General features: G+C 26.6%; 21 protein-coding genes. 18 read left to right on the top strand and 3 right to left on the bottom strand.

Annotation, left to right across the window (positions count from 1 at the left end; translation table 11 throughout):
• Window positions 1-18 precede the first annotated feature (18 nt).
• The 11 genes from CHF27_RS00640 to CHF27_RS00590 all read left to right on the top strand — a co-directional run bounded on the left by CHF27_RS00640 (window position 19) and on the right by CHF27_RS00590 (window position 13,459).
• Window positions 19-264, top strand: a complete 246-nt coding sequence (locus CHF27_RS00640) for a YlmC/YmxH family sporulation protein (RefSeq protein WP_095404903.1) — start codon at window positions 19-21, stop codon at window positions 262-264.
• 9 nt (window positions 265-273) lie between these two features.
• Entirely contained in the window at window positions 274-1,488 is a 1,215-nt protein-coding gene (gene dapG / locus CHF27_RS00635) for an aspartate kinase (protein WP_095404904.1), read from the top strand.
• 169 nt (window positions 1,489-1,657) lie between these two features.
• Window positions 1,658-2,473 carry a ClpP family protease gene (locus tag CHF27_RS00630; protein ID WP_095404905.1) on the top strand — a complete coding sequence of 272 codons (816 nt, stop codon included), beginning with the start codon at window positions 1,658-1,660 and terminating at the stop codon, window positions 2,471-2,473.
• Window positions 2,474-2,604: 131 nt separating this feature from the next.
• Window positions 2,605-4,995, top strand: coding sequence for an FtsK/SpoIIIE family DNA translocase (locus CHF27_RS00625; protein WP_095404906.1), 2,391 nt, complete (start codon window positions 2,605-2,607; stop codon window positions 4,993-4,995).
• A gap of 2 nt (window positions 4,996-4,997) precedes the next feature.
• Window positions 4,998-6,056, top strand: coding sequence for a tRNA 2-selenouridine(34) synthase MnmH (gene mnmH, locus CHF27_RS00620; RefSeq protein ID WP_095404907.1), 1,059 nt, complete (start codon window positions 4,998-5,000; stop codon window positions 6,054-6,056).
• The gene (gene rimO / locus CHF27_RS00615) at window positions 6,050-7,384 is read left to right on the top strand and encodes a 30S ribosomal protein S12 methylthiotransferase RimO (RefSeq protein WP_095404908.1); all 1,335 of its coding nucleotides are present in this window, start codon (window positions 6,050-6,052) and stop codon (window positions 7,382-7,384) included. Before mnmH ends, rimO begins: the two co-directional genes overlap by 7 nt.
• A complete protein-coding gene (gene pgsA / locus CHF27_RS00610; protein WP_095404909.1) occupies window positions 7,371-7,913 on the top strand; it encodes a CDP-diacylglycerol--glycerol-3-phosphate 3-phosphatidyltransferase in 543 nt (180 codons plus the stop codon). The genes rimO and pgsA overlap by 14 nt, the downstream gene beginning before the upstream one ends.
• Window positions 7,914-8,173: 260 nt before the next feature.
• Window positions 8,174-9,217 (top strand): recombinase RecA, encoded by a 1,044-nt coding sequence (gene recA, locus CHF27_RS00605; protein ID WP_095404910.1) that lies wholly within the window; start codon window positions 8,174-8,176, stop codon window positions 9,215-9,217.
• 272 nt (window positions 9,218-9,489) lie between these two features.
• Window positions 9,490-11,034 (top strand): ribonuclease Y, encoded by a 1,545-nt coding sequence (gene rny / locus CHF27_RS00600; RefSeq protein ID WP_095405110.1) that lies wholly within the window; start codon window positions 9,490-9,492, stop codon window positions 11,032-11,034.
• Window positions 11,035-11,291: 257 nt separating this feature from the next.
• Window positions 11,292-11,573: a hypothetical protein gene (locus CHF27_RS00595; RefSeq protein WP_095404911.1), complete on the top strand. Its 282-nt coding sequence runs from the start codon at window positions 11,292-11,294 to the stop codon at window positions 11,571-11,573.
• A gap of 110 nt (window positions 11,574-11,683) precedes the next feature.
• Window positions 11,684-13,459 carry a UvrD-helicase domain-containing protein gene (locus tag CHF27_RS00590; RefSeq protein WP_095404912.1) on the top strand — a complete coding sequence of 592 codons (1,776 nt, stop codon included), beginning with the start codon at window positions 11,684-11,686 and terminating at the stop codon, window positions 13,457-13,459.
• Between the two features lie 52 nt (window positions 13,460-13,511).
• On the opposite strand, the gene CHF27_RS14660 is transcribed toward CHF27_RS00590, so the two are convergent.
• On the bottom strand, window positions 13,512-13,793 hold the full coding sequence (locus CHF27_RS14660; RefSeq protein ID WP_408638579.1) for an undecaprenyl-diphosphate phosphatase: 282 nt from the start codon (window positions 13,791-13,793) through the stop codon (window positions 13,512-13,514).
• Between the two features lie 127 nt (window positions 13,794-13,920).
• Between CHF27_RS14660 and CHF27_RS00580 the strand changes: the two genes are divergently transcribed.
• The 3 genes from CHF27_RS00580 (at window position 13,921) to CHF27_RS00570 (ending at window position 17,238) form a co-directional block, all read left to right on the top strand.
• The gene (locus CHF27_RS00580) at window positions 13,921-14,829 is read left to right on the top strand and encodes a tyrosine-type recombinase/integrase (protein ID WP_095404913.1); all 909 of its coding nucleotides are present in this window, start codon (window positions 13,921-13,923) and stop codon (window positions 14,827-14,829) included.
• A 102-nt stretch (window positions 14,830-14,931) separates the two neighbouring features.
• The gene (purB, locus tag CHF27_RS00575; protein ID WP_095404914.1) at window positions 14,932-16,374 is read left to right on the top strand and encodes an adenylosuccinate lyase; all 1,443 of its coding nucleotides are present in this window, start codon (window positions 14,932-14,934) and stop codon (window positions 16,372-16,374) included.
• A gap of 411 nt (window positions 16,375-16,785) precedes the next feature.
• Window positions 16,786-17,238 (top strand): MarR family winged helix-turn-helix transcriptional regulator, encoded by a 453-nt coding sequence (locus CHF27_RS00570; protein WP_095404915.1) that lies wholly within the window; start codon window positions 16,786-16,788, stop codon window positions 17,236-17,238.
• Window positions 17,239-17,294: 56 nt separating this feature from the next.
• Here the strand turns inward: CHF27_RS00570 and CHF27_RS00565 are convergent, their stop codons facing one another.
• Window positions 17,295-18,500 carry a pyridoxal phosphate-dependent aminotransferase gene (locus CHF27_RS00565; RefSeq protein ID WP_095404916.1) on the bottom strand — a complete coding sequence of 402 codons (1,206 nt, stop codon included), beginning with the start codon at window positions 18,498-18,500 and terminating at the stop codon, window positions 17,295-17,297.
• Window positions 18,501-18,722: 222 nt separating this feature from the next.
• On the opposite strand from CHF27_RS00565, the gene CHF27_RS00560 reads away from it, so the two are divergent.
• The 4 genes from CHF27_RS00560 to CHF27_RS00545 all read left to right on the top strand — a co-directional run bounded on the left by CHF27_RS00560 (window position 18,723) and on the right by CHF27_RS00545 (window position 22,052).
• Entirely contained in the window at window positions 18,723-19,565 is an 843-nt protein-coding gene (locus tag CHF27_RS00560; RefSeq protein WP_158534711.1) for a sulfurtransferase, read from the top strand.
• A gap of 94 nt (window positions 19,566-19,659) precedes the next feature.
• A complete protein-coding gene (locus CHF27_RS00555; protein ID WP_095404918.1) occupies window positions 19,660-20,610 on the top strand; it encodes a galactose-1-phosphate uridylyltransferase in 951 nt (316 codons plus the stop codon).
• Between the two features lie 216 nt (window positions 20,611-20,826).
• On the top strand, window positions 20,827-21,579 hold the full coding sequence (locus tag CHF27_RS00550) for an exodeoxyribonuclease III (RefSeq protein ID WP_095404919.1): 753 nt from the start codon (window positions 20,827-20,829) through the stop codon (window positions 21,577-21,579).
• Window positions 21,580-21,725: 146 nt separating this feature from the next.
• On the top strand, window positions 21,726-22,052 hold the full coding sequence (locus CHF27_RS00545; protein WP_095404920.1) for a hypothetical protein: 327 nt from the start codon (window positions 21,726-21,728) through the stop codon (window positions 22,050-22,052).
• Window positions 22,053-22,198: 146 nt separating this feature from the next.
• On the opposite strand, the gene CHF27_RS00540 is transcribed toward CHF27_RS00545, so the two are convergent.
• Window positions 22,199-22,972 carry a 3'-5' exonuclease gene (locus CHF27_RS00540; RefSeq protein WP_095404921.1) on the bottom strand — a complete coding sequence of 258 codons (774 nt, stop codon included), beginning with the start codon at window positions 22,970-22,972 and terminating at the stop codon, window positions 22,199-22,201.
• Window positions 22,973-23,224: the final 252 nt, after the last annotated feature.

The raw sequence follows: 23,224 nt of genomic DNA, 5'->3' as shown, positions 1-23,224 counted from the left end.
ACTATGGGGGGATAAATTATGAACTTATCTGAAATATCAGGTAAAGAAATAGTTAATTTAGTTACAGGGGAGAGACTAGGAGTAATAGGGGAATGTGATTTAATAATAGATGAAACTACAGGAAGTATACTAGCACTAATGATACCTAGAGAAAGAGGTTTTTTTGGACTAAAAAAAGATAAAAGTATGTTAGAGGTTCCATGGAGAAGTGTGAAAAAAATAGGCAACGACATGATAATAATAGAATACGATGGAGTGTACTAGGGGGTTATTATGGAAGTTTTAGTGCAGAAGTTTGGTGGGACATCAGTTGAATCGTATGAAAAAATGAATGAAGTTTGTAATATAATAAAAATACAAAAAGAAAAAAATTTAGATATAGTAGTAGTAGTTTCAGCAATGGGCAGAAAAGGTGCTCCGTATGCAACAGATACTCTTATAAATTTGTGTAAAGAGATTAATAAAGAACCCAAGAAAAGAGAACTTGATATAATGATGGCATGTGGGGAAATAATATCAGGAACTATATTAGTAAACATGCTGGAATCTAAAGGAATAGAAGCTACTTTTTTAACTGGAAGTCAAGCTGGAATTCTTACAACTTCAGATTTTGGTAATGCTAAAATAATAGACATAAATCCAAATAAAATATTAAAAGAATTATCTAGTGGCAAAGTTGTAGTTATAGCTGGATTTCAAGGTGGAACTGACGATGGTGAAATAACAACACTTGGAAGAGGCGGAAGTGATACATCAGCTGTAGCAATAGGCAAGGCACTAGGAAGTGATATAGTAGAAATATATACAGATGTAGATGGAATAATGACAGCAGATCCTAGATTAGAACCAAAAGCTAAAGTATTAGATTTTGTAGATTATGAAGAAATATTTCAAATGGCAGATAAAGGAGCTAAGGTCATTCATCCAAGAGCGGTACAACTTGCTAAAAATGCAGATATAACTTTAGCGATAAAAAACACATTAAATCCGCAGGTTAAAGGTACAAAAATAGGTGCTATGTGTAAATGTGAGTATATTAGCAATGAATATGAACAAGAAAGTGGATTTATGACAGCTGTGGCTAATAAAGATAAGGTAGCACAAATAAAAATCAAATCAGAGGAAAAAATATTTACTGAGATTTTAAGTGAAATAGAAAAACAAAATATTAGCATTGATATGATAAACTTTTTTATATCAGAAAAAGCTTTTGTGATAGAAGAAAAAGATATAATCGATTTAGAAAAAATTTTAAATAAATATGATGTAGAATATGAAATAAATAGAAACTGTGCAAAAGTAACATTGATAGGATCTAAGATAACTGGAATGCCAGGTGTAATGGCAAAAATAGTAAGGTCTTTATCAAAAACAGGAATATCTTTACTTCAAACTTCAGATTCAAATATGACAATTTCTTGTTTAGTTAATGAATCTGATATGATAAGTTCTGTTCACGCAATCCATAATGAATTTTATTTAAATTAAAATTTTATATGTAATATTATAAGGTCTAAGAATTTAAGTAAAACTTATATTTTTAGACCTTTTTTATTTTGCAATAAAATATTTTAAATATATTAAAATTAACACGAGTGAATTTTTTGAATATACTTGGAAAAACTAAATTAAAAGTGCATTCGAGAGGAGTTAAATAATGATATATTATGATAATGACAAGTTTAATAATAATTATATAGAATTTGACACAGGAAAAGGTTCAAGTAATAAAAAACCACTTGTAAGCGAAAACTCAGAAGAAGATGATGATGAAAATCAAACTGAAGAAATAAAAAATATAAAACAAATGGGAGTTCCCGGTATGCCTTCACAACCACCTAAAGAAATTCAGTGTATAACTATTATAGGTGAGATTGAAGGTCATTTTATAGGAAATCCACAGAAAAAAGCTACTAAATATGAACATATAATACCTATGTTATATTCAGTAGAAGAAAATCCTGAGATAAAAGGAATATTAATAATATTAAATACAGTAGGTGGAGATGTAGAAGCAGGGCTTGCAATGGCAGAACTTATAAATAGTGTTTCTAAGAAGGTAGTTACACTTGTATTAGGCGGTAGTCATAGTATAGGAGTACCTCTTGCTACAGCAGGAGATTATTCATTTATTGCACCAACAGCAACCATGATAGTACATCCAATCAGAACAAATGGATTAGTAATAGGTGTAAATGAAACTTTTGAGTATTTTAAAAAAATGCAAGATAGGATAACTCAATTTATCACAAGAACATCCAATATAGGAAAAGATGAATTAGTAAAATTAATGCACTCTAAAGATGAATTAGTAAGCGATGTAGGGAGTGTTCTTATAGGAAAAGAAGCTGTAGAATGTGGTCTTATAGATGAGGTTGGAGGATTAAAAGAATCAATAAGTAAATTAAAAGGATTAATAAGAGAAGAGGAAAATAACAAGAAAAATAATGAAAAAAAAGATAATATGGATTAAAATAAATAAGATTTGTTTAAATAATATATTATATGATATAATTAAATAATATAGTCAAAAGTGTTAGTGTCAAGGCATTAACACTTTTTGCTATGAATAGGTTAACTTATCAAAAATAAGAGGTGAGATTGGTGGCTAAGAAAAAGAAAAGTAAAAGCAAAAGCAAGAAAAAAGATAAAAATTTAGGATTTAATACAGAGTATCATAACTTAGTGACGGTTTTTGTTGGAATATTCTTATTATATAGTTTGAATTCTAGTTCTATGGGACTAGTCGGGAGCACTATGCAAAGTATTTTTAAAGGATTGTTTGGTGGATTATCTATTGCAATACCATTTTTAGTTATTGCTAAAGGTATACTTGGATTCTTTGAAGGAAATGAATATATATATAGAATGAAAAATACTAAAGGATATTACATAGCGATAGTATTTATATTTGTATTTTACGGATTATTAAACTCAAGAACTGTTCCAGTTGATAGCCCTATTCAATCAAATATGATTAAAGATGTAATGAAAATGGGTGTAGATGGAACTGGATGTGGACTAATAACAGCAACAATTACTTATTATATAAAACAAATCTTTGGAATTACTGGGGGATGGTTAATAAGTATATTTGCATTATTTATATTTATAATGTTTACTTTTAATATATCTTTAAAAGAATTAATATATAACATAAAGGCTAAATCTAAAGGCGTAAAAAATGGAGATATTAATTTAAAAGATAAGGTTTCGAATTTAAAACAATCTGCATTAGAAATGATAACTGATGAAGTTGATGATGCTACAGTAACTAAAAAACAAGGATTTCTTAAAGGAATTTTATCAAAGTCAAATTATGATAATACAGAATCTGTAATGGATATGGATGATGATGTAGATGATAAAACTATTAAAATTGTTGGTTTTAATAAAGCAGAGGATGAATATCTAGAAATATTAGAAGGAACTCAAAGTATGCCAGAGTTGGACGTTTTAAAAGAATTACAAAGTGTTAATAAAACTAATAGTCATACACAAAATTTAAAGTCAGCTAAAGAACCTAATGTAAGTATAGATAAAACACAACCTATTAATATAAAATCAGAATCTAATTATGATAATTATGTTAAACCTAGTGTTGATTTATTAAATAAAGTAGATAAAAAAGCTGATGATAATGGTAAAAAGAAAGTATTAAAAAATGCAACATTATTAGAGAAGACTTTATCTGATTTTGGAGTAGAAGCTAAGGTAAATCAAGTTACAGTTGGACCGACTATAACAAGATATGAGATACAACCAAGTCCTGGAGTTAAAGTTAGTAAAATTGTGAATTTAACTGATGATATTGCACTTAGTCTAGCAGCTAAAAGTATAAGAATAGAAGCGCCAATACCAGGAAAAAGTGCAATAGGTATAGAAGTGCCAAATGAAGAAGCTCAAATGGTATGTATAAGAGAAGTATTAGAAAGTGATGAATTTAATGAATTTGAATCACCACTTGCTATGGCTCTAGGTAAAGATATAGGAGGAAAACCTATAATAGCAGATATAGGAAAAATGCCACATTTACTTATAGCTGGTTCTACTGGTTCAGGAAAAAGTGTTTGTGTAAATACTTTAATAAACAGTATTTTATACAAAGCTACACCAGAGGAAGTTAAATTTTTACTTATAGATCCAAAAGTAGTAGAACTTGCAAATTATAATGGTATACCTCATTTATTAATACCAGTAGTAACTGATCCTAAGAAAGCAGCAAATGCACTTAATTGGGCAGTTGTGGAGATGAATAGAAGATATAAATTATTTGCAGAAACTCAAGTAAAAGATATAACAAGTTATAATGATAAAGCAGAAGAAAAACTTCCTAAAATAGTAATAATAATAGATGAACTTGCAGACTTAATGATGGTAAGTGCAAATGACGTTGAAGATTATATATGCAGATTAGCTCAAATGGCTAGAGCAGCAGGAATGCATTTAATAGTAGCAACGCAAAGACCTTCAGTTGATGTTATAACAGGTGTTATAAAGGCTAATATACCATCAAGAATTGCATTTGCAGTTTCTTCACAAACAGATTCAAGAACAATATTAGATATGGGTGGAGCTGAAAAGTTATTAGGAAAAGGCGATATGTTATTTTATCCATTAGGAGCTGCAAAGCCAGTAAGACTACAAGGTGCATTTATATCAGAAGATGAATCAGAAAAGGTCGTTGAGTTTGTAAAAAGTCAAGTTAAAGAAGAAGTAAAATATGAAAATGAAATAATGGAAACTGTATCTAATCCTATAAAAATGAAATCAAATGATGAAGATGAATTTTTAAAAGACGCAATAGAATTCGTAGTAGAAAGTGGTCAAGCATCAGCTTCTATGCTACAAAGAAAATTCAAAATAGGATTTAATAGAGCAGCTAGATTAATCGATTCAATGCAAGAAAGAAATATAGTAGGTCCTAGTGAGGGTAGCAAGCCTAGAAAAGTGCTAGTTAGTAAGCAAGACATACAAGATTTAGAGGGTGAATAATATTGAAGACAATTAACGTAGAAAATGCTTTAAAGCTAGAAAATGTAGTTTTTGTAGATGTAAGAACAGAGTCAGAATATGAAGAAGATAACATAAGAGATGCTTTTAATATGCCTATTTTTAAAAACAATGAACACAATGAAATAGGAACTATATATAAAATGCAAGGAAAGCACGAAGCGATACAAAAAGGATTTGATTATGTATCGTATAAGTTAAAAGATATATATACACAATCTGCAACTTTGGTAGAAAAATATGATAATATAGTTATTTATTGCGCCAGAGGAGGAATGAGAAGTAAAAGTGTGGTAAATTTATTATCTTCTTTAGGAGTTAATGTTTATCAACTAGAGGGTGGATATAAAGCTTATAGAAATTATGTTTTGGATTACTTAAAAAACATAATGAATAGCAAAGAGTTTATTGTTGTTCATGGTTTAACAGGAGTAGGCAAAACTGAGTTATTAAAAAAATTAGAAGAAAAAGAAATAGATATCATAGATTTAGAAGGAATGGCGAAAAATAGTGGGTCTGCATTTGGATTTATTACTTTTGATGAAAAACCACCGTCTCAAAAAAGATTTGAAACAAAAATATTTGAAAAAATGTTTTATTCAAAAACTAAGTTTTTATTTATTGAAAGTGAAAGCAAAAGGGTAGGTCATGTATCTGTACCTAATGAAATATATGAAGGCATAGTAAGAGAGGGATATCATATATTTTTAGAATGTAGTTTAGAAAATAGAGTTAAAAGACTTTGTAAAGACTATATATATAAAACAGATGAAGAGCATATAGGAATTTTAATAGATTGTATAAATAAATTTAGAAAAAGATTAGGAAATAAAATGGTAGATGAATGTATTGATTTATTAAATGAAGGAAAATACGAAGAAGTTGTAGAAAGATATTTAGTAGATTATTATGATCCACTGTATATGCATTCAGTTGAGAAATATAATTATGATCAAATTATAAATTTTGATAATATGGATAAAGCTACAGAAGAAGCTATAATATTCCATAAGGCAGCAATGGAAGGAGCAATAAAATGTTAAAAATAGCACTAGAATCACTAGGATGTTCTAAAAACCTAGTAGACGCAGAAATAATGATGGGTATACTCAATAAAAAAGGATATAAGTTAGTTGGAGAATTTGAAGAAGCAGATATAATCTTAGTAAATACTTGTGGATTCATAGAATCTGCAAAACAAGAGTCTATAGAGACTATATTAGAATTGGCTCAATTAAAAGAAACAGGTAATCTAAAAATACTTGTAGTAACAGGATGTTTAGCTCAAAGATATTCAGAAGAATTAAAGCAAGAAATACCAGAAATTGATGCTATAGTTGGAACAGGAAGTTATCAAAATATAGATGAAATAATAGCAAACTTAAAAGAAGAAAAACAAATAGTAAGTCTTAATGATATAGAATTTGCTTATAATGAAGATCTTCCAAGATATATATCAACACCAAGTTATATGGCTTATTTAAAAATAGGTGAGGGATGTGATAATCATTGTACTTATTGTATAATACCTAAATTAAGAGGAAAATACAGAAGTAGAAAGATAGAAGATATAGTTGTAGAAGCTAAAAATTTAGCTAGTAGAGGGGTTAAAGAACTTGTGGTTATAGCACAAGATACAACTAAATATGGATGTGATTTATATGGTAAAGAAATGTTGCCAGAATTACTAGAACAACTTGCTAATATAGATGGTTTTAAATGGATAAGAATAATGTATTCATACCCAGAATCAATAACTGAAGAATTAGTCAATGTAATTAAAAAATATGATAATATATGCAATTACTTTGATATGCCTATACAACATGCAAGTAATAGAATATTAAAATTGATGAATAGAAAAACAACTAAAGAAGATATATTAGATAAAATTAATATGATAAGAAAAAATATTCCAAATGCTACATTAAGAACGACAATAATAACTGGGTTCCCAGGAGAAACAGAAGAAGATTTTAATGAAATTGTAGAATTTGCAAAACTTGTTAAATTTGATAGATTAGGAGCATTTGCATATTCTAGAGAAGAAGGAACTGCAGCTGATAAATTACCTAATCATGTAGAAGAAGAAGTTAAATGTAGAAGAAGAGATGAGCTAATGATGGTTCAACAAGGGATATCTCAAGAACTTAATGGAAATAGAATTGGTAAAATATATGAAGTTTTAATAGAAGAACAAATAGAAAAAAATGTGTATACAGGTAGAACACAAGGGGATGCAGAGGAGATAGATAGTATAGTATACGTAAAATCTAAAAATCAACTTAATGCAGGAGAATTTGTTAATGTAAAAATAGATAATGCATTAGAGTATGATTTAATGGGAGATGTAATAGATGAACTTGCCTAATAAGTTAACTTTATTTAGGATATTTTTAATACCAATATTTATATTAGTAATGTTGTTTAATATTCCTAATAAGTTTTTAATAGCATGTATAATTTTTATAGTAGCTTCAATTACAGATGCTATGGATGGGCATATTGCTAGAAAACATAATTTAGTTACAGACTTTGGAAAATTCATGGATCCATTAGCAGATAAATTATTAGTAATTTCAGCTTTAACTTGTATGATAGAAGTTGATCTTGTTGCAAGTTGGATGGTCATTATAATAGTTGCTAGAGAATTAACAGTAAGTATATTAAGAGCCATAGCAGCAGCGGATGGAAAAGTAATAGCAGCTAGTGGTGGAGGAAAAATAAAAACTATAACACAAATGTTATCAATTGTAGTTTTGTTATTAGGAGCTCAATTTAAAAATGAATTACTTTTAACTACAGGTAATATAATTATACTTATAGCAACACTAATTACATTGTATTCAGGATGGGAATATTTATATAAAAATAAAGAATTATTTATGAGTAGTAAATAAATTAATTAAAAGGCTGTAAGAAGTATTATACTTTTTGCAGCCTTTTAAAAATATAACGTAAAATATTTGTTTAAGATATATATAATTATGGTAAAATTTTACTTGAGGTTGATATATATGTATAAAAATAATTGTCTAATGGAATAATTACAGATAGTTTTACGATTGACGATAAATTATTTATAGTATATAATTAATATATACAATCAGAGAACAAATGTTTGATTTGAATTTATATAGATGAAAGGAAGAATGTAAAAATGAGTATAGAACAAGAAAAATTAAAAGCACTTAATCAAGCTTTAGGACAAATAGAAAAAGATTTTGGTAAAGGGTCAGTTATGAAATTAGGAGAAGCTACATCTATGAATATAGATATAATACCAACAGGGTCTATAGGTTTAGATATAGCAATTGGAATAGGTGGACTTCCAAGAGGTAGAATAGTTGAAATATATGGTCCAGAATCATCAGGTAAGACAACAGTAGCACTACATTCCGTTGCAGAAGCTCAAAAACAAGGTGGGATAGCGGCATTTATAGATGCAGAACATGCGCTTGATCCGGTATATGCAAAAGCATTAGGTGTAGATATAGATAATTTAATAATATCTCAACCAGATACGGGAGAACAAGCTCTAGAAATAGCAGAAGCATTGATTAGAAGTAATGCAATAGATATTATAGTAGTAGACTCAGTTGCAGCACTTGTTCCAAGGGCAGAAATAGAAGGAGATATGGGAGATTCTCATATTGGTCTTCAAGCTAGACTTATGTCTCAAGCATTAAGAAAATTAACAGGATCAATTAAAAAATCTAACTGTGTTGCAATATTTATAAACCAATTGAGAGAAAAAGTTGGAATAATGTTTGGTAATCCAGAAACTACAACAGGTGGACGTGCGTTAAAGTTCTATTCTTCTGTTAGACTTGATGTTAGAAAAATAGATACAATAAAACAAGGCGATAAAGTAATGGGAAGTAGAACTAGAGTTAAGGTAGTAAAGAATAAAGTGGCACCTCCATTTAAACAATGCGAATTTGATATAATGTATGGGGAAGGTATATCTAAGATAGGAGACTTGTTAGATATAGCAGCTGATATTGATATAGTTAAAAAATCAGGAGCATGGTATGCTTATAACGAAACAAAACTAGGACAAGGTAGAGAAAATGTTAAAAAGTTCTTAGCAGATAATATGGACTTAACAAATGAAATAGATGAAAGAGTAAGAAATCATTACAAATTAGATGAAAAAGATGAAAATTCTCAAGAAGAAAAAGATGATTCTAAAAATATATAGAAACTATATGAGAATAAAGTTATTACACACCTCCTATTAACTTGACACAGGATAGAAAAAATTATAAAATTAAGTGAGGATTAAATATTTAAATTTGATTTTATAACAAAAAATTCTTAGTTAAATGAAAATTAAGGTTAATTTGTTGAAATTACAGGTAAATTTATAAATTAAATATGTTATAAATATATTAAGTAGTAATTTTGCATGTAATTATGATAGCGAATTTTAAAAATTGAAATGGTGACATTTTGGGATTATTAACAAAGGAGGTGGATGTCATAGAAAGTATATTATTAGGAATTGTAATTGGTTCAGCGATTGGTGTTATAGCTGGGTATTTTGTAAGAAAAAATATATCTGAAGCAAAAATTGGCCAAGCAGATAACTTAGCCAAAGAAATAATAGATAAAGCGAACAGAGACTCAGAGACAGTTAAAAAAGAAAAGCTATTAGAGGCTAAAGAAGAAATCCATAAGTGGAGAACCGAAGCAGAAAGAGAAAATAAAGAAAGAAGAACTGATTTACAGAAATATGAAAAAAGAGTAATTCAGAAAGAAGAAGTTTTAGATAGAAAATTACAAAAGTTAGAAACAAAAGAAACTAATTTAAGTGAGAAGTTAAAAACAGTAGAAATGAAAGAAAGTGAAGTAGATTCTATAAAGCAAAAGCAATTAGAAAAGTTAGAAAACATATCAGGTATAACTTCTGATAAAGCAAAGGAAATAATTTTAACTAATGCTGAAAGAGAAGTAAGACGTGAAATGTCTATAATGATAAAAGAAATAGAATCTCAAGCAAAAGAAGAAGCAGATAAAAAATCAAGGGAAATTATAGGGTATGCTATTCAAAAGTGTGCAGCTGATCATGTTGCAGAAACGACAGTTACTGTAGTTAATCTACCAAATGATGAAATGAAGGGTAGAATAATTGGTAGAGAAGGTAGAAATATAAGAACCTTAGAAACGTTAACAGGAATAGATCTTATAATAGATGATACTCCTGAAGCAGTAATTTTATCAGGTTTTGATCCTATAAGAAGAGAAGTTGCAAGAATTGCACTTGAAAAATTAATAGCAGATGGTAGAATACATCCAGCTAGAATTGAAGAAATGGTAGAGAAAGCTAGAAAAGAAGTAGATAGTATAATTAAAGAATTTGGGGAACAAGCAGCATTTGAAACAGGAGTACATGCAATTCATCCAGAGTTAGTTAAATTATTAGGAAGACTTAATTATAGAACTAGTTATGGGCAAAATGTACTTAAACATTCTATAGAAGTGGCTCATATAGCAGGTATCATGGCAGCAGAAATAGGAGCTGATGTTAAATTAGCTAAGAGAGCTGGTTTATTACATGATATAGGAAAAGCTGTTGACCATGAAATGGAAGGTACACATGTAGAAATAGGTATGGATTTACTTAGAAGATATAAAGAGTCTAAAGAAGTTATACATGGCATGAGTACACATCATGGAGATTATGAACCACAAACAGTAGAAGCTGTTTTAGTTACTGCAGCAGATGCAATATCTGCAGCAAGACCAGGAGCAAGAAGAGAAACTTTAGAAGCGTATATTAAGAGACTTGAAAAATTAGAAGAAATAGCTAACTCATATGAAGGGGTAGAAAAATCATATGCAATACAAGCAGGTAGAGAAGTAAGAATAATGGTTAAACCTGAAAATGTTAGCGATGAAGATATACATTTATTAGCTAGAGAAATGACTAAGAAAATAGAAGATGAACTTGAATATCCTGGACAAATAAAAGTAAGTATAATAAGAGAAACTAGAGCAATTGAATATGCTAAATAAAAAAGAGAGGAATTTTCCTCTCTTTTTTTGTTAAAAAATTTAATTATAAAATTAGGTAAAAATTGATTAATAAAAATGTAAACAAATGATAAAAATATAGGAGAAAATTAATTTTTTTTCTATATATCCTAGTGAACTTATAAATATGAGTGATTTAGAAAAAGGAATAGAATTATAAAAAATTATGTTATAAAAAGATATGAAAAATTTAGAAAATGGTAATAATATATATATAAAACAATAGAAGGGATGAGTTTATGTTAAATCAATTAGCTAAAAATCAATATGTTAAAATTATAAAATGTGATGATAAAAAAAAAGAAATAGAATATGGTGTAGTATTAGATAAATATAGTGATGAATATAATATAATGAGTGTAGGATTTGAAAATAAAAATGGAGTATTTTTAGAATATCCAACTAATGTGGAGAATTTAGTTCAAACATATAAAATTGAAGATGCTATGTTTGATGAAGTAAAAGAAAATGAAGTAAGAAGAAAAATGAATATATGGATGGAAAAAAATTATAAGATGTAAATAGAGGGGGAGTGATAAATGCTCTCCTTTTTAAATACTAGAAAATAACCTAATATAGCAAAATATCATTTAAAATGGTATAATTATTATAAAATAAGGGGGGATATGAATTGAGCCAGTACATAAATATTAACTCTCAATTAGATGCATTAAAGACAAAAGAGATTGAAAAAATCTTTTATGACAAAATAGAAGAGAATGTTAATGTAGTACCAAAGGTTACTCCTTTTAAGGGAATAAATACAGATGCTTGTTATATAAAAGATGACAAAGTATTATTCATAAAATTTATGGATACAACAGAAGATTTATTCTTTATACTTGAAGAGGAATTACTTGAAGTAATGAATGAAGAATATGATTCAATGAAATTAAAAATGGCACAAATGCATAAAAACATAAGCTATAATTATATTTTTATTATGCCTTATGTAGAAATCGAAGATACTTATGGACTTGAAAATTTTGTAAATAATAACATAATAGATAAGAAAAAATTAAATACTATAATCAAAGGAAATTTAATAGAGGACTATTTAAAAGATTCAAATAATGAAGTAGAGCTAAATTTATTTATGTTAGATATTTGTCCAGAATATTATTTATTAAATGATAAACATCACATAAACAATAAATTTAAAAAAATAACATTTTATAATGATGATTATGAGTATACTGCTACTACTCTAGACGATAATCAGTTAGAAAGTGTTATATCTATAAATTATGGAAATTCTTTAATTAAAGGTGGTTCTGGAACAGGAAAAACAACAATAATGCTTAGTAGGGCTGTGAAATTAGCTAGAATATATCCGCATCATAAATTTTTGATATTTACGCATACTAAGCAACTTTGTAATGAATTGAGAGAAATTATATCTTTATTATATAAAGATAATAATAACTTAGAAGTACATACATTTAGTTCATTTGTATTTAAATTAGCTAAAAAATATAACTTAGTTGTAGACTATAATATGTTAAAAAAAGATTATGAAAAAGCTTTTCATAATTTAATAAAACAAGCTAAAAATACAATAAAGAATAAGCATATGTTTAAAGGGATATTTATAGATGAAGCGGAGAGCTTTTTTGATTATGAAATAGATTTTATAAGAGAATTTTTATATAAATCTAAATTTATATTCAATATATCTATATGTGAAAACCTTAATATATCAAATAATTTGAATATATTTAAACCGTTATTTTCAAATATAGAGTTTGATTACACAACGACAATAAATAAAAATTATAGGCAATCTAAAGATCTCGTAGAGTTTGTAAATAACTTTTCTGATAATGCTGATAAATATATAAAATCATTGAGACCATCAATAGACAAAACTATTTTTAACAAAACTACTTCTATTATAGATAGTGAAAGATCTGTAGATATAATAAAAGTTAGTGATCTTGATGATCAAATTAGTTCTGTATTATGGGAAATCGAATATCTTATAGATAAAAAAGGATTAAATTATTATGATGTAGCTATTGTATATCCATACAATAAGAAAAAACTGAAAAATGGAAAAACAATATATTTTCAATATATGTTAAGACGAGCATTAGAAGAATCAGAAATACCATATGTATTAGCAGAAGATGATTTAACAAATATAACTAAGAAAAACGGAGTAACAATATCTAACATATACACAATTAAGAATCTTGAATATAAAGCTATTGTATTATGCGAATTAGAGATGCTATACAATCATAAAATAAATGATGAGGAACAGGATTATCAAATAAATGATTTTGTAGGTGATTTAAATAAGGTTTATTTAGCTACAAATAGAGCAACGGATTATTTAAGTATAATAACTACATTTAATGAAGATTCTAGTGATATAATTAAATTACTAATAGAATCTCAATAAATTATTTTGATTTAAAAAAATAGTAAAGAAGCACTTTTGTGCTTCTTTACTATTATAAACTATAGAAATAGGCTAGAACTATTATACCTAATATTATTCTATAATAATCGAATATGTTAAAGTCATGTTTCTTAATATAATTTAAAAGTAATTTAATAGCAAATATTGAAACTATAAATGCTACAAGAGACCCAGTATCTAAAACTAACCATTCGAAACCACTAAATCCACAACCAGCTTTTGCAAGTTTTAAAGTACTTGCTTCAAGTACTATAGGTATAGCTAATAAGAAGGAAAATACGTATCTAGACGTACCAAGTAAAATAACTCCTATAATACAAGATTAAAACAAAATAAAGCGACAATTAAGAGTATATAAATATTATGACATATATTCATGTCTAGCTTAAAATGTTATGTGATACTATATAAATATAAAGTAAAAATAGAAGGGAGATATTATGTATAAAATAAGAATTTTAGAAGATAATGAGTATGAAGTCTTTAACGAATTTTCAAAAAAACTTAATCCAAATACACGAAATGACTATTTATCAAAACTTATTTTATTTAAAGATTTTCTAGATGATAAAGAATTAGTTTATGCAACAAAAGAAGATTGTTCAAAATTTATGGATAATATTCAAGATAAATATGCAAAATCAACCTGTGAAAAAATATATAGCTACTTACATAGTTTTTATAATTTTTTAAAAAGTCAACAATATATAGATATAAATCCTTTTAGACAAGTAAAAAAACCTACAGTGACAAGAATGAAAACAAAAGACGATGTTTTGAGTATTCAGGAGATAAATAAGCTTATAGATATAATTCCTAAACTAAATATTAGGGATAGGGTTATAATGGTATTTCTAGTAACTACAGGATGCTTATTAAATGAATTAGTTAATTTAAAATGGAAAGACCTTATGGTAGACTCAGATAATCATTCATATGTTAGGTTAGGAAAAGGTAAAAAAGAAAGAATAGTTAAGCTTCATCCATATTGTTTTAAGCTTATAGAAGACTATAGAAATTATTCTGGATTATCGGAGATAATATTACCTAATGAACAATTTGTATTTACTACTCAAAAGAGTAATTCAATAACAGATAGAAATGTAAGATTGATAGTAAAAAAATCTTTAGACTTAGCTGGATTATCTCAGTATTCTGCAAAAGATTTTAGGCATTCTTTTGCAGCGATAGCATTAAGATTAGGAGCAGATGAAGAAGATATAAAAAAACAGTTAGGTTGGAGCGATAAGTATTATGCAATTAGATATAAGTATGTCTTAAATTTTGTCGATAGTGAGAGTATAGATTATATGATAAATAAAGATAATATGAATATAAATGACAAATGAATTAATAAAACTAAATGAACAAAATTAAAAAAAAGCTTGTTATTGTTCGTAAGATTTTATATAATTATTGATGTAAAATAAGACTCGAGGAAGGTGCAAACTATGATAGATAATAAGTATACTACATATACAAATCCTTTAACAGATAGATATTGTAGCAAGGATATGAGCTATATATTCTCTCCACAATTTAAATTTTCAACATGGAGAAAATTATGGGTAGCTCTTGCTGAAGGAGAAAAAGAACTAGGAATAAATATAACAGAGGAACAATTAGAAGAACTAAGATCTAATATAGAAAATATAAATTTTGATGAAGCAAGAAAAATTGAAAAAGAAGTAAGACATGATGTTATGTCTCATGTAAAAGCATATGGATTACAATGTGATAAAGCAAAAGGAATAATACATTTAGGGGCTACATCAGCATATGTTGGAGATAATACAGATGTTATACAAATGACAGAAGCATTAAAATTAATAAGAATTAAACTTATAAACTTAATAAATAACTTAAAAGAATTTGCTTTAAAATATAAAAATATACCAACATTAGGTTTTACACATTTCCAAGCAGCTCAACTTACAACTGTAGGAAAAAGAGCTTGTTTATGGGCTCAAGATTTAGTATTAGATTTAGAAGATTTAAACTATAGAATAGAAAATATAAAACTTAGAGGAGCTAAGGGAACTACAGGAACTCAAGCAAGTTTTTTAAGTTTATTTGAAGGAGATCATGAAAAAGTTAAAAAATTAGATAATATAATTTGTGAAAAAATGGGATATAAATCATCTTATGCAGTAAGTGGACAAACTTATACAAGAAAATTAGATTATCAGGTTGTAAGTATATTGTCAGGAATAGCTCAAAGTATGCATAAAATGACTAATGATATAAGACTTTTACAAAGTTTAAAAGAAATAGAAGAGCCTTTTGAAAAAAATCAAATAGGATCTTCAGCTATGGCTTATAAGAGAAATCCTATGAGAAGTGAGAGAATATCATCATTATCAAAATATATAATTTCAGAATCAATAAGCCCTGCATTAGTACAATCTACTCAGTGGTTAGAAAGAAGTTTAGATGATTCAGCTAATAAAAGACTGTCTATACCTCAAGCATTTATGGCAGCTGATGCAATTTTAGAAATAGGAATGAATGTAACTGATGGATTAGTAGTTTATGAGAATATGATAAACAAACATGTGAATGAAGAACTTCCTTTTATGGCTACAGAGACTATACTGATGGAAGCTGTTAAAAGAGGTGGAGATAGACAAGAATTACATGAAATAATAAGAGAGTATTCTATGAAGGCAGCATACAGAGTAAAGCATGAAGGTCAAGATAATAATTTAATAGAACTTATAATGAATGATGATTCCTTTAAAATGAGTAAAGAAGAAATATTATCTATAATGGATCCTAAAAACTTTGTTGGTAGAGCGCCAGAGCAAGTTGTAGAATTTGTAAATGACATAATAGAACCTGCTATTAAGGATTATAAAGCAGATATAGGATTGAAAATAGATTTACAAGTATAAAATATATGAATTAAAAATAAAGGCTACTTATATACTGATATTTTAATATTTATCAGTATATAAGTGGCCTTATTATATAATTAAAAAATATATATGTATTAAAAATATATTTATTGCAAAATATAAAACAATATTAATTAAAGCGAAAAATTAACGTTAGTATAATTATATATTTTATTATGGATACGAACAAAAAAAATTAAATAAAAATTAATGTAAGATATGTTATAATGTAAAAAAGATAAAATTAGAAAAAATATATAGTATAACTGTATGTTTTAATGTTTTTATCTGAATTTAATATTTATTCTGAAATTAAAATATTTAAAAAAATAAAATTTTAAAAAGTATTGTACTAAAATTGATTTTAATGTAAACTATAAATAAAATGAACATCTGGGGTGATATATAATGAAATGTATAGTATCAAATACGATAGATTTTCTATCGAAAACGTTTCCAAAAATATATTCAAGTTTATACTTAGAATACTTAAAAAAATATTCTGTAGAATATAATGTTAACAAAACTCAACTAAGAGCACTAATGTTTATAAAAAATTATGGGAATATAAGTATGACTGATTTATGTTCTAAGTTAAACATTGAAAAAGGAAGTTTAACAAGCATGGTTGATGATTTAACAGAAAAAGGATATGTTTTTAGGGAAAGAGACTTAGGTGATAGAAGAAAATATTTAATAACTATAACAGAAAAAGGCGAAGAAATAGCAATTGATTTTATTATCAAGTTAAGTGAAAAATTAGAAGAAAAACTTTCTAAATTAAATGAAGAAGATAGAAAAAAATATATAGAAGCTATAGATACCCTTCAATATATTTTAAGTAAAGAAGAATTAAATTAGATAAAAAAGGGCTACATCAAAATATTGTTGATGTAACCCTTTTTATATATTATATTTTAAGCTTTAGCTTTAGAAAGTGATACATATTGTTCTAAACCTTCTTTTAACAGTTTAGCAGCTTTAAGAAGGTCATCTTCTTTTAATATGTAAGCTAGTCTAACTTCGTCCCTACCAAGTCCTTTTGTTGCATAGAACCCTTCAGCAGGACAAGCCATAACTGTTTCTCCATCTTTATTAAATTCTGTTAACATCCAAATTACAAAATTTTCTGCATTTTCAACAGGTAATTTAGCAACTATATAAAAAGCACCAGTAGGTTTTTCACAAACAACACCATCAACCTTCATTAATTCGTTATATAGAACATCTCTTCTTTTTTTATATTCTGCATTAACTTCTTTAAAGTATGAAGTTGGAGTTTTATATAATTCAACTGCACCTAGTTGTTCTAAAGTAGCAACACAAAGTCTTCCTTGGCATAATTTTAAAATTTGAGCTATAAGACCTTTGTTTTTACAAGCTAAAGAACCGATTCTTGCACCGCAAGCACTATATCTTTTTGAAACGCTATCTATTATTACCACTCTATCTTCAACTTCTTTTATATTACCAAAACTAGTATAATCAAGTCCGTCATAAACAAATTCTCTGTAGACTTCATCTGCTATTATCCATAAATTATGTTCTCTAGCTATATCAGCAATCATATTAATTTCTTCCTTTGTGTAAACAGCGCCAGTTGGATTACCAGGATTTGAAAGTAGTATACCTTTTGTTTTAGAATCTATTCTTGAGATGATATCTTCTTTAGATGGAAGGTGAAAGCCATTCTCAGCCTTTGTTGTTATTGGTTTAACATTGACATTTACGCATTGACTGAATCCATTATAGTTAGTATAAAATGGCTCAGGAACGATTAAATTATCACCTGGATCACAAGTAGCCATCATTGTAAACAGTAAAGCTTCACTACCACCATTAGTTATTAGTATCTCATCATTATTGAAGTGCATATCATATGTAGTATAGTATTCTTGAAGTGATGAAATTAATTCTGGAATACCTGGAGATACAGCGTATTCTAATACTTCATTTTCAAAATTTTTAACTGCGTCAAAAAAGCCCTTAGGAGTTTTAATATCTGGTTGACCTATATTTAAATGATAAACTTTTATTCCTCTAGCTTTAGCTTCAAGTGCATAAGGAACTAGTTTTCTGATTGGAGAAGCTTGCATAGCATTAACTCTCTGTGCATATTTCATTTAAAATACCTCCTATATTTGAACATAATGAGACTAAGTAGCGATCTCTATTCAAGATTATAGTAGCATAATTATTATTAAAAATCACCAAAAAAGAATATGATATATTGTGCATATATATAACAAAAAAAACAAATAAAAAATAATTTTTACTATATGTTACAGATATTTTATAATAGTATAGAATATATTATTATAAAATACAGAAAGAGGGGGAATTTAATGGGAAATTTGATGGATTGCAAAGAATTAATTAAAAATATAAATAATGATAATACTATAATAATAGATTGTAGATTTGATTTATCTGATAAAGCATATGGAAAAAGAAGTTATGACCAAGGTCATATAAAAGGAAGCTTTAGATTTGATATGGAAGAAGATTTAGCTTCTAAAGTAAAAGAACACGGAGGAAGACATCCTTTTCCAGATTTAAAAGAATTTAAAAATAAGTTAGAAAATATAGGAATTAATAATAATGTAAATATAATTGTATATGATGATGGAGAAATTGCAGGAGCAGCAAGAGCGTGGTCTATACTTAAATACATAGGTCATGAGAAAGTATATGTATTAAATGGAGGAATAACTGAATATAAAAGGTTGAATGGACCATTAGATACACTAACTCCAGAGTCTAATAAAAGTAGTTCTTACGATATTAAACTAAATAAAGATATGATTTGTTCTATGGAATATGTAAAACAAAATATAAGTAATAAAAGTTCATTAATAATAGATTCTAGGGAATTTAAAAGATATAAAGGTGAGTTTGAGCCAATAGACATAAAGGCAGGTCATATTCCTAGTGCTAAAAATTATTTTTGGATGGAAATACTAAAAGTTAATGAGTATGGAAATAAAGTTATAAAAGATAAAAAAAATTTACAAATGCATTTTAAGGAGTTAGCTGGATTCAGTGAAATTATAGTTTACTGTGGTTCAGGTATAACGGCAACTCCGAATGCATTAGCTTTAAGTATTTTAAATATAAAATATAAAATTTATGCAGGAAGCTTTAGCGACTGGATATCATATGATGAAAATGAGGTTGAAACTTTTTAGAGAAATTATGTACATTTAATAGATAATTATTTAACATGTACATAAAAAGATCTATAATTATATTAATATGGTAATAAACTAAGAGGTGTTAACTATGAAAGAGATAAGAATAGATTCTGTTAACAATGATATGATTGTGTTTGCTAAAGACAGGTCTAAAAGACCTATTGATGTGGTTATAACACAAACTGAAAAAGAAGTTTCAAAAGAGTATGAAAAAAAATGTCCTTTTTGTAGAGGAAATGAAGAGCTGAGTACAAAAGAAACTTTTAAAATTCAAGAAAAAAATGATTGGGTAGTTAAGTCTATATATAATAAATTTCCAATACTTGATGGTGTAGGAAAAGAAATTTATGGAATACATGAAGTTATGATAGATACGTACAGGCATAATGGAAATTTTTATAATATGACAGAAGAAGAATTTAAAAATTTATTTGTAATGTATAAAAATAGATATAAGAATTTAATAAATGATAATAATGTTGAATATGTAAGTATTTTTAAAAATTTTTTAAGAAAATCGGGGGCATCTTTAGAGCACCCTCATTCTCAAATCATATCGTTATCAATTATTCCACCGGATATAGAGAATGAAATAGCTATCTCTAAAAAATATTACATGGATAAACATAAATCTTTGTATGATGATATTATAAAAGATGAAATTCAACATAAAAAAAGAGTGATTTATAATGGAAAAAGATTTTTAGTTATTGTTCCATATGCCAGTAAATATAGTGGTGAAGTTAGGATATTATTTAAAGAAAAAATAAAGTTTGAAAACATTAAAGATGAAGATATATATGAATTATCATATATTTTTATGAAGTTATTTAAAAATTTATATCGTGATAAAGGTTACACACCTTTTAATTTATGTATACACACTCATCCTAAAAATATAGAACAAGAAAATTATTTTAATGTTCATATGCATATAATACCAAGAAAATATAGTTTTGGTGGATTTGAGTTAGGAACAGGTGTATATGTTTCATCAACTAATCCAGAAGAATTAGCAAAAAAATTAAAATTTAAATAATAAAATGGATATTTCAAAATTTTTATATTTTTGAAATGTCCATTTTTTGTATAAAAACTATAGATTTTGGAATTTAGATAATAGAATATATTTAAAAATTCTAAATTAATACTTCATGTTAATAAATATACTAATAAAATTCAAAGCAATTTATGTTAAAATACAATATGAAATGGGTAATATATTTGTAATTATATTAAAAATAAGGAGGAAAATATGAAATTTATATCATGGAATGTTAATGGATTAAGAGCTTGTGTTGGAAAAGGGTTCTTAGAATTTTTTGAAAATATAGATGCGGATATATTTTGTTTACAGGAAACAAAGCTTCAAGAAGGTCAAATAGATTTAGATTTAAAGGGGTATAATCAGTATTGGAATTATGCTCAGAAGAAAGGATATTCAGGAACGGCTATATTTACTAAAGAGAAGCCACTTAATGTTTATTATGGGCTAGGTATCGAGGAGCATGATACAGAAGGTAGAGTTATAACTTTAGAATTTGATAAATTTTACTTTGTAACAGTTTATACTCCAAATTCTCAAAGTGAATTAAAGAGATTAGAATATAGAATGAAGTGGGAAGATGATTTTAGGAACTATTTATTAAAATTAGATGAACTAAAGCCTGTAATTTTATGTGGAGATTTAAATGTAGCACATAAGGAAATAGATTTAAAAAATCCAAAAACTAATAAAAAAAATGCAGGGTTTACTGAAGAAGAAAGAGAAAAGTTTACAAAATTAGTAGACAGTGGATTTATAGATACATATAGATATTTTAATCCAGATAAAGAAGGTGCTTATTCTTGGTGGTCATATAGATTTAATGCAAGAGCAAAAAATGCAGGTTGGAGAATTGATTATTTCTGTACATCTAAAAAACTAGAAAGTAAATTAGTTAGTGCAGATATACATTCAGAAATATTAGGCTCTGATCATTGTCCAGTTGAATTAGTAATTAATTAAAATAAAATAAATCATATATATTCTAAATTTATTCATAAAGACTTAATGAGTTGAATAAAATATATAGTAATATACTAATTCTTAACAAAATTAAAATAATAATTATTGTAAGAAGAAATGTAATATTTATAACAAGGGGGATATATATGAATCTATTAGAGCTAAAGAGTAAATTGGAAAAAGGAAAATCTCTTCAAGGAGAGGTTGTATATATAAAAGAGGATAATCTTATATGTGGAATAGAATCTGTATATAAGAATCAAGAAAATAAAAATGTAACACTTTTGAAATCAAAGGAAGAAAGTATAAAAGTAGATTATTTAATAAAGATACTTGAAGAATTATATGCTAACCTTGGTGATGTAGAGGTTGTTGTTTGTAGTGAAAAATTTAATAGAACTTTAGTAGAAGAAATAAAATCTGTAGAGTTTGCTCAATATGAACTTATGAAGATGTTATTTTTAAATATTTAAATTATTGTAAATTTAATATGAAAATGAGGATTTCTTAAAATATAAAAATTTTGTGAATTAACCTAGCGAAGGTCTGTAAATATAATATATTTATATTTACAGAGCGAGCGCAGATTACATATGAATTTTTATAAAAAAAGAGATTCTCATTTTTTTTTATAATCAAAATTGTCGATTAAAAATTGATTAGTTTTACCCATTTTATATGCAAGGTTAATAATTTTTTTCTCTTCCTTAGTTAAGTCCCTTTTTAAAATTTTTCTAAATTCATTAAAAAGTTTGTCGTAGTCAACTTGTTTCTTTGTATTACGTTTTACTGATGAAGGTGTTACTGAAGTATATATATATACATCAGGAACTATATCAGGATTTTTTATTCTCATAAAAACTTGAGCTGTATAATACGCATCATTTAGAGCATCATGATATGATTTATCTTGGTCTAAATTAAGCATAGAAATAGCATTTTGTAAACCAATGCTTTTACCAGCAGGATTATTAAAATATAAAGATGCATACTGCTGTATATTAATGTATAGTTTAGGTAAATTTTTTGAAGGTAAATTATAATAATTTATATTTCTATACAATTCTTTTAAATCACCTGTACCCCATACACATAATACAGAATCTTTAGATGAAATAAACTTTTTAAAGTCTTTAAATACTTGAGTGAAATTATAAGCATCTTTTACATCTGAATTACTTATGCCTGTCATTTTACCTATAAATGGATGGATATCTTTATATATATCAGGTTTTATGTACGCATTAAAAGTGTCTAATACGTTAAAGTGAGAATCTAATTTAATTGCACCTATTTGGATAATTTCAAAAGGGCACCTTTCATTAGATACTGTCTTATTGAGAGTTTTATCAAATCCTTGATTAAATTCTAAATCAAAAACTATATATTCCATAATATTTATCTCCTAAATTTGTTATCTTCTAATATCATAATTTATTTTATAAGAATTTGAAAGTAAAAAAGTTCAATATACTTATATTTATTTATTGAAAAAAATAAAAATTCATATCTTTAGTATAACCCATATAAAAAAAATGTTAAACTGTAGTATAATCATAGAATATATATGCAATGATATGTACATATTAGCATTTAGATATTGTTAAGGTATAAAAATATTGCGAACTTTAAACACATGATATAT

This window comes from Romboutsia maritimum (genome assembly GCF_002251085.2).
GTDB lineage: Bacteria > Bacillota > Clostridia > Peptostreptococcales > Peptostreptococcaceae > Romboutsia_B > Romboutsia_B maritimum.
This window is presented reverse-complemented; position numbering and strand designations above follow the sequence as displayed.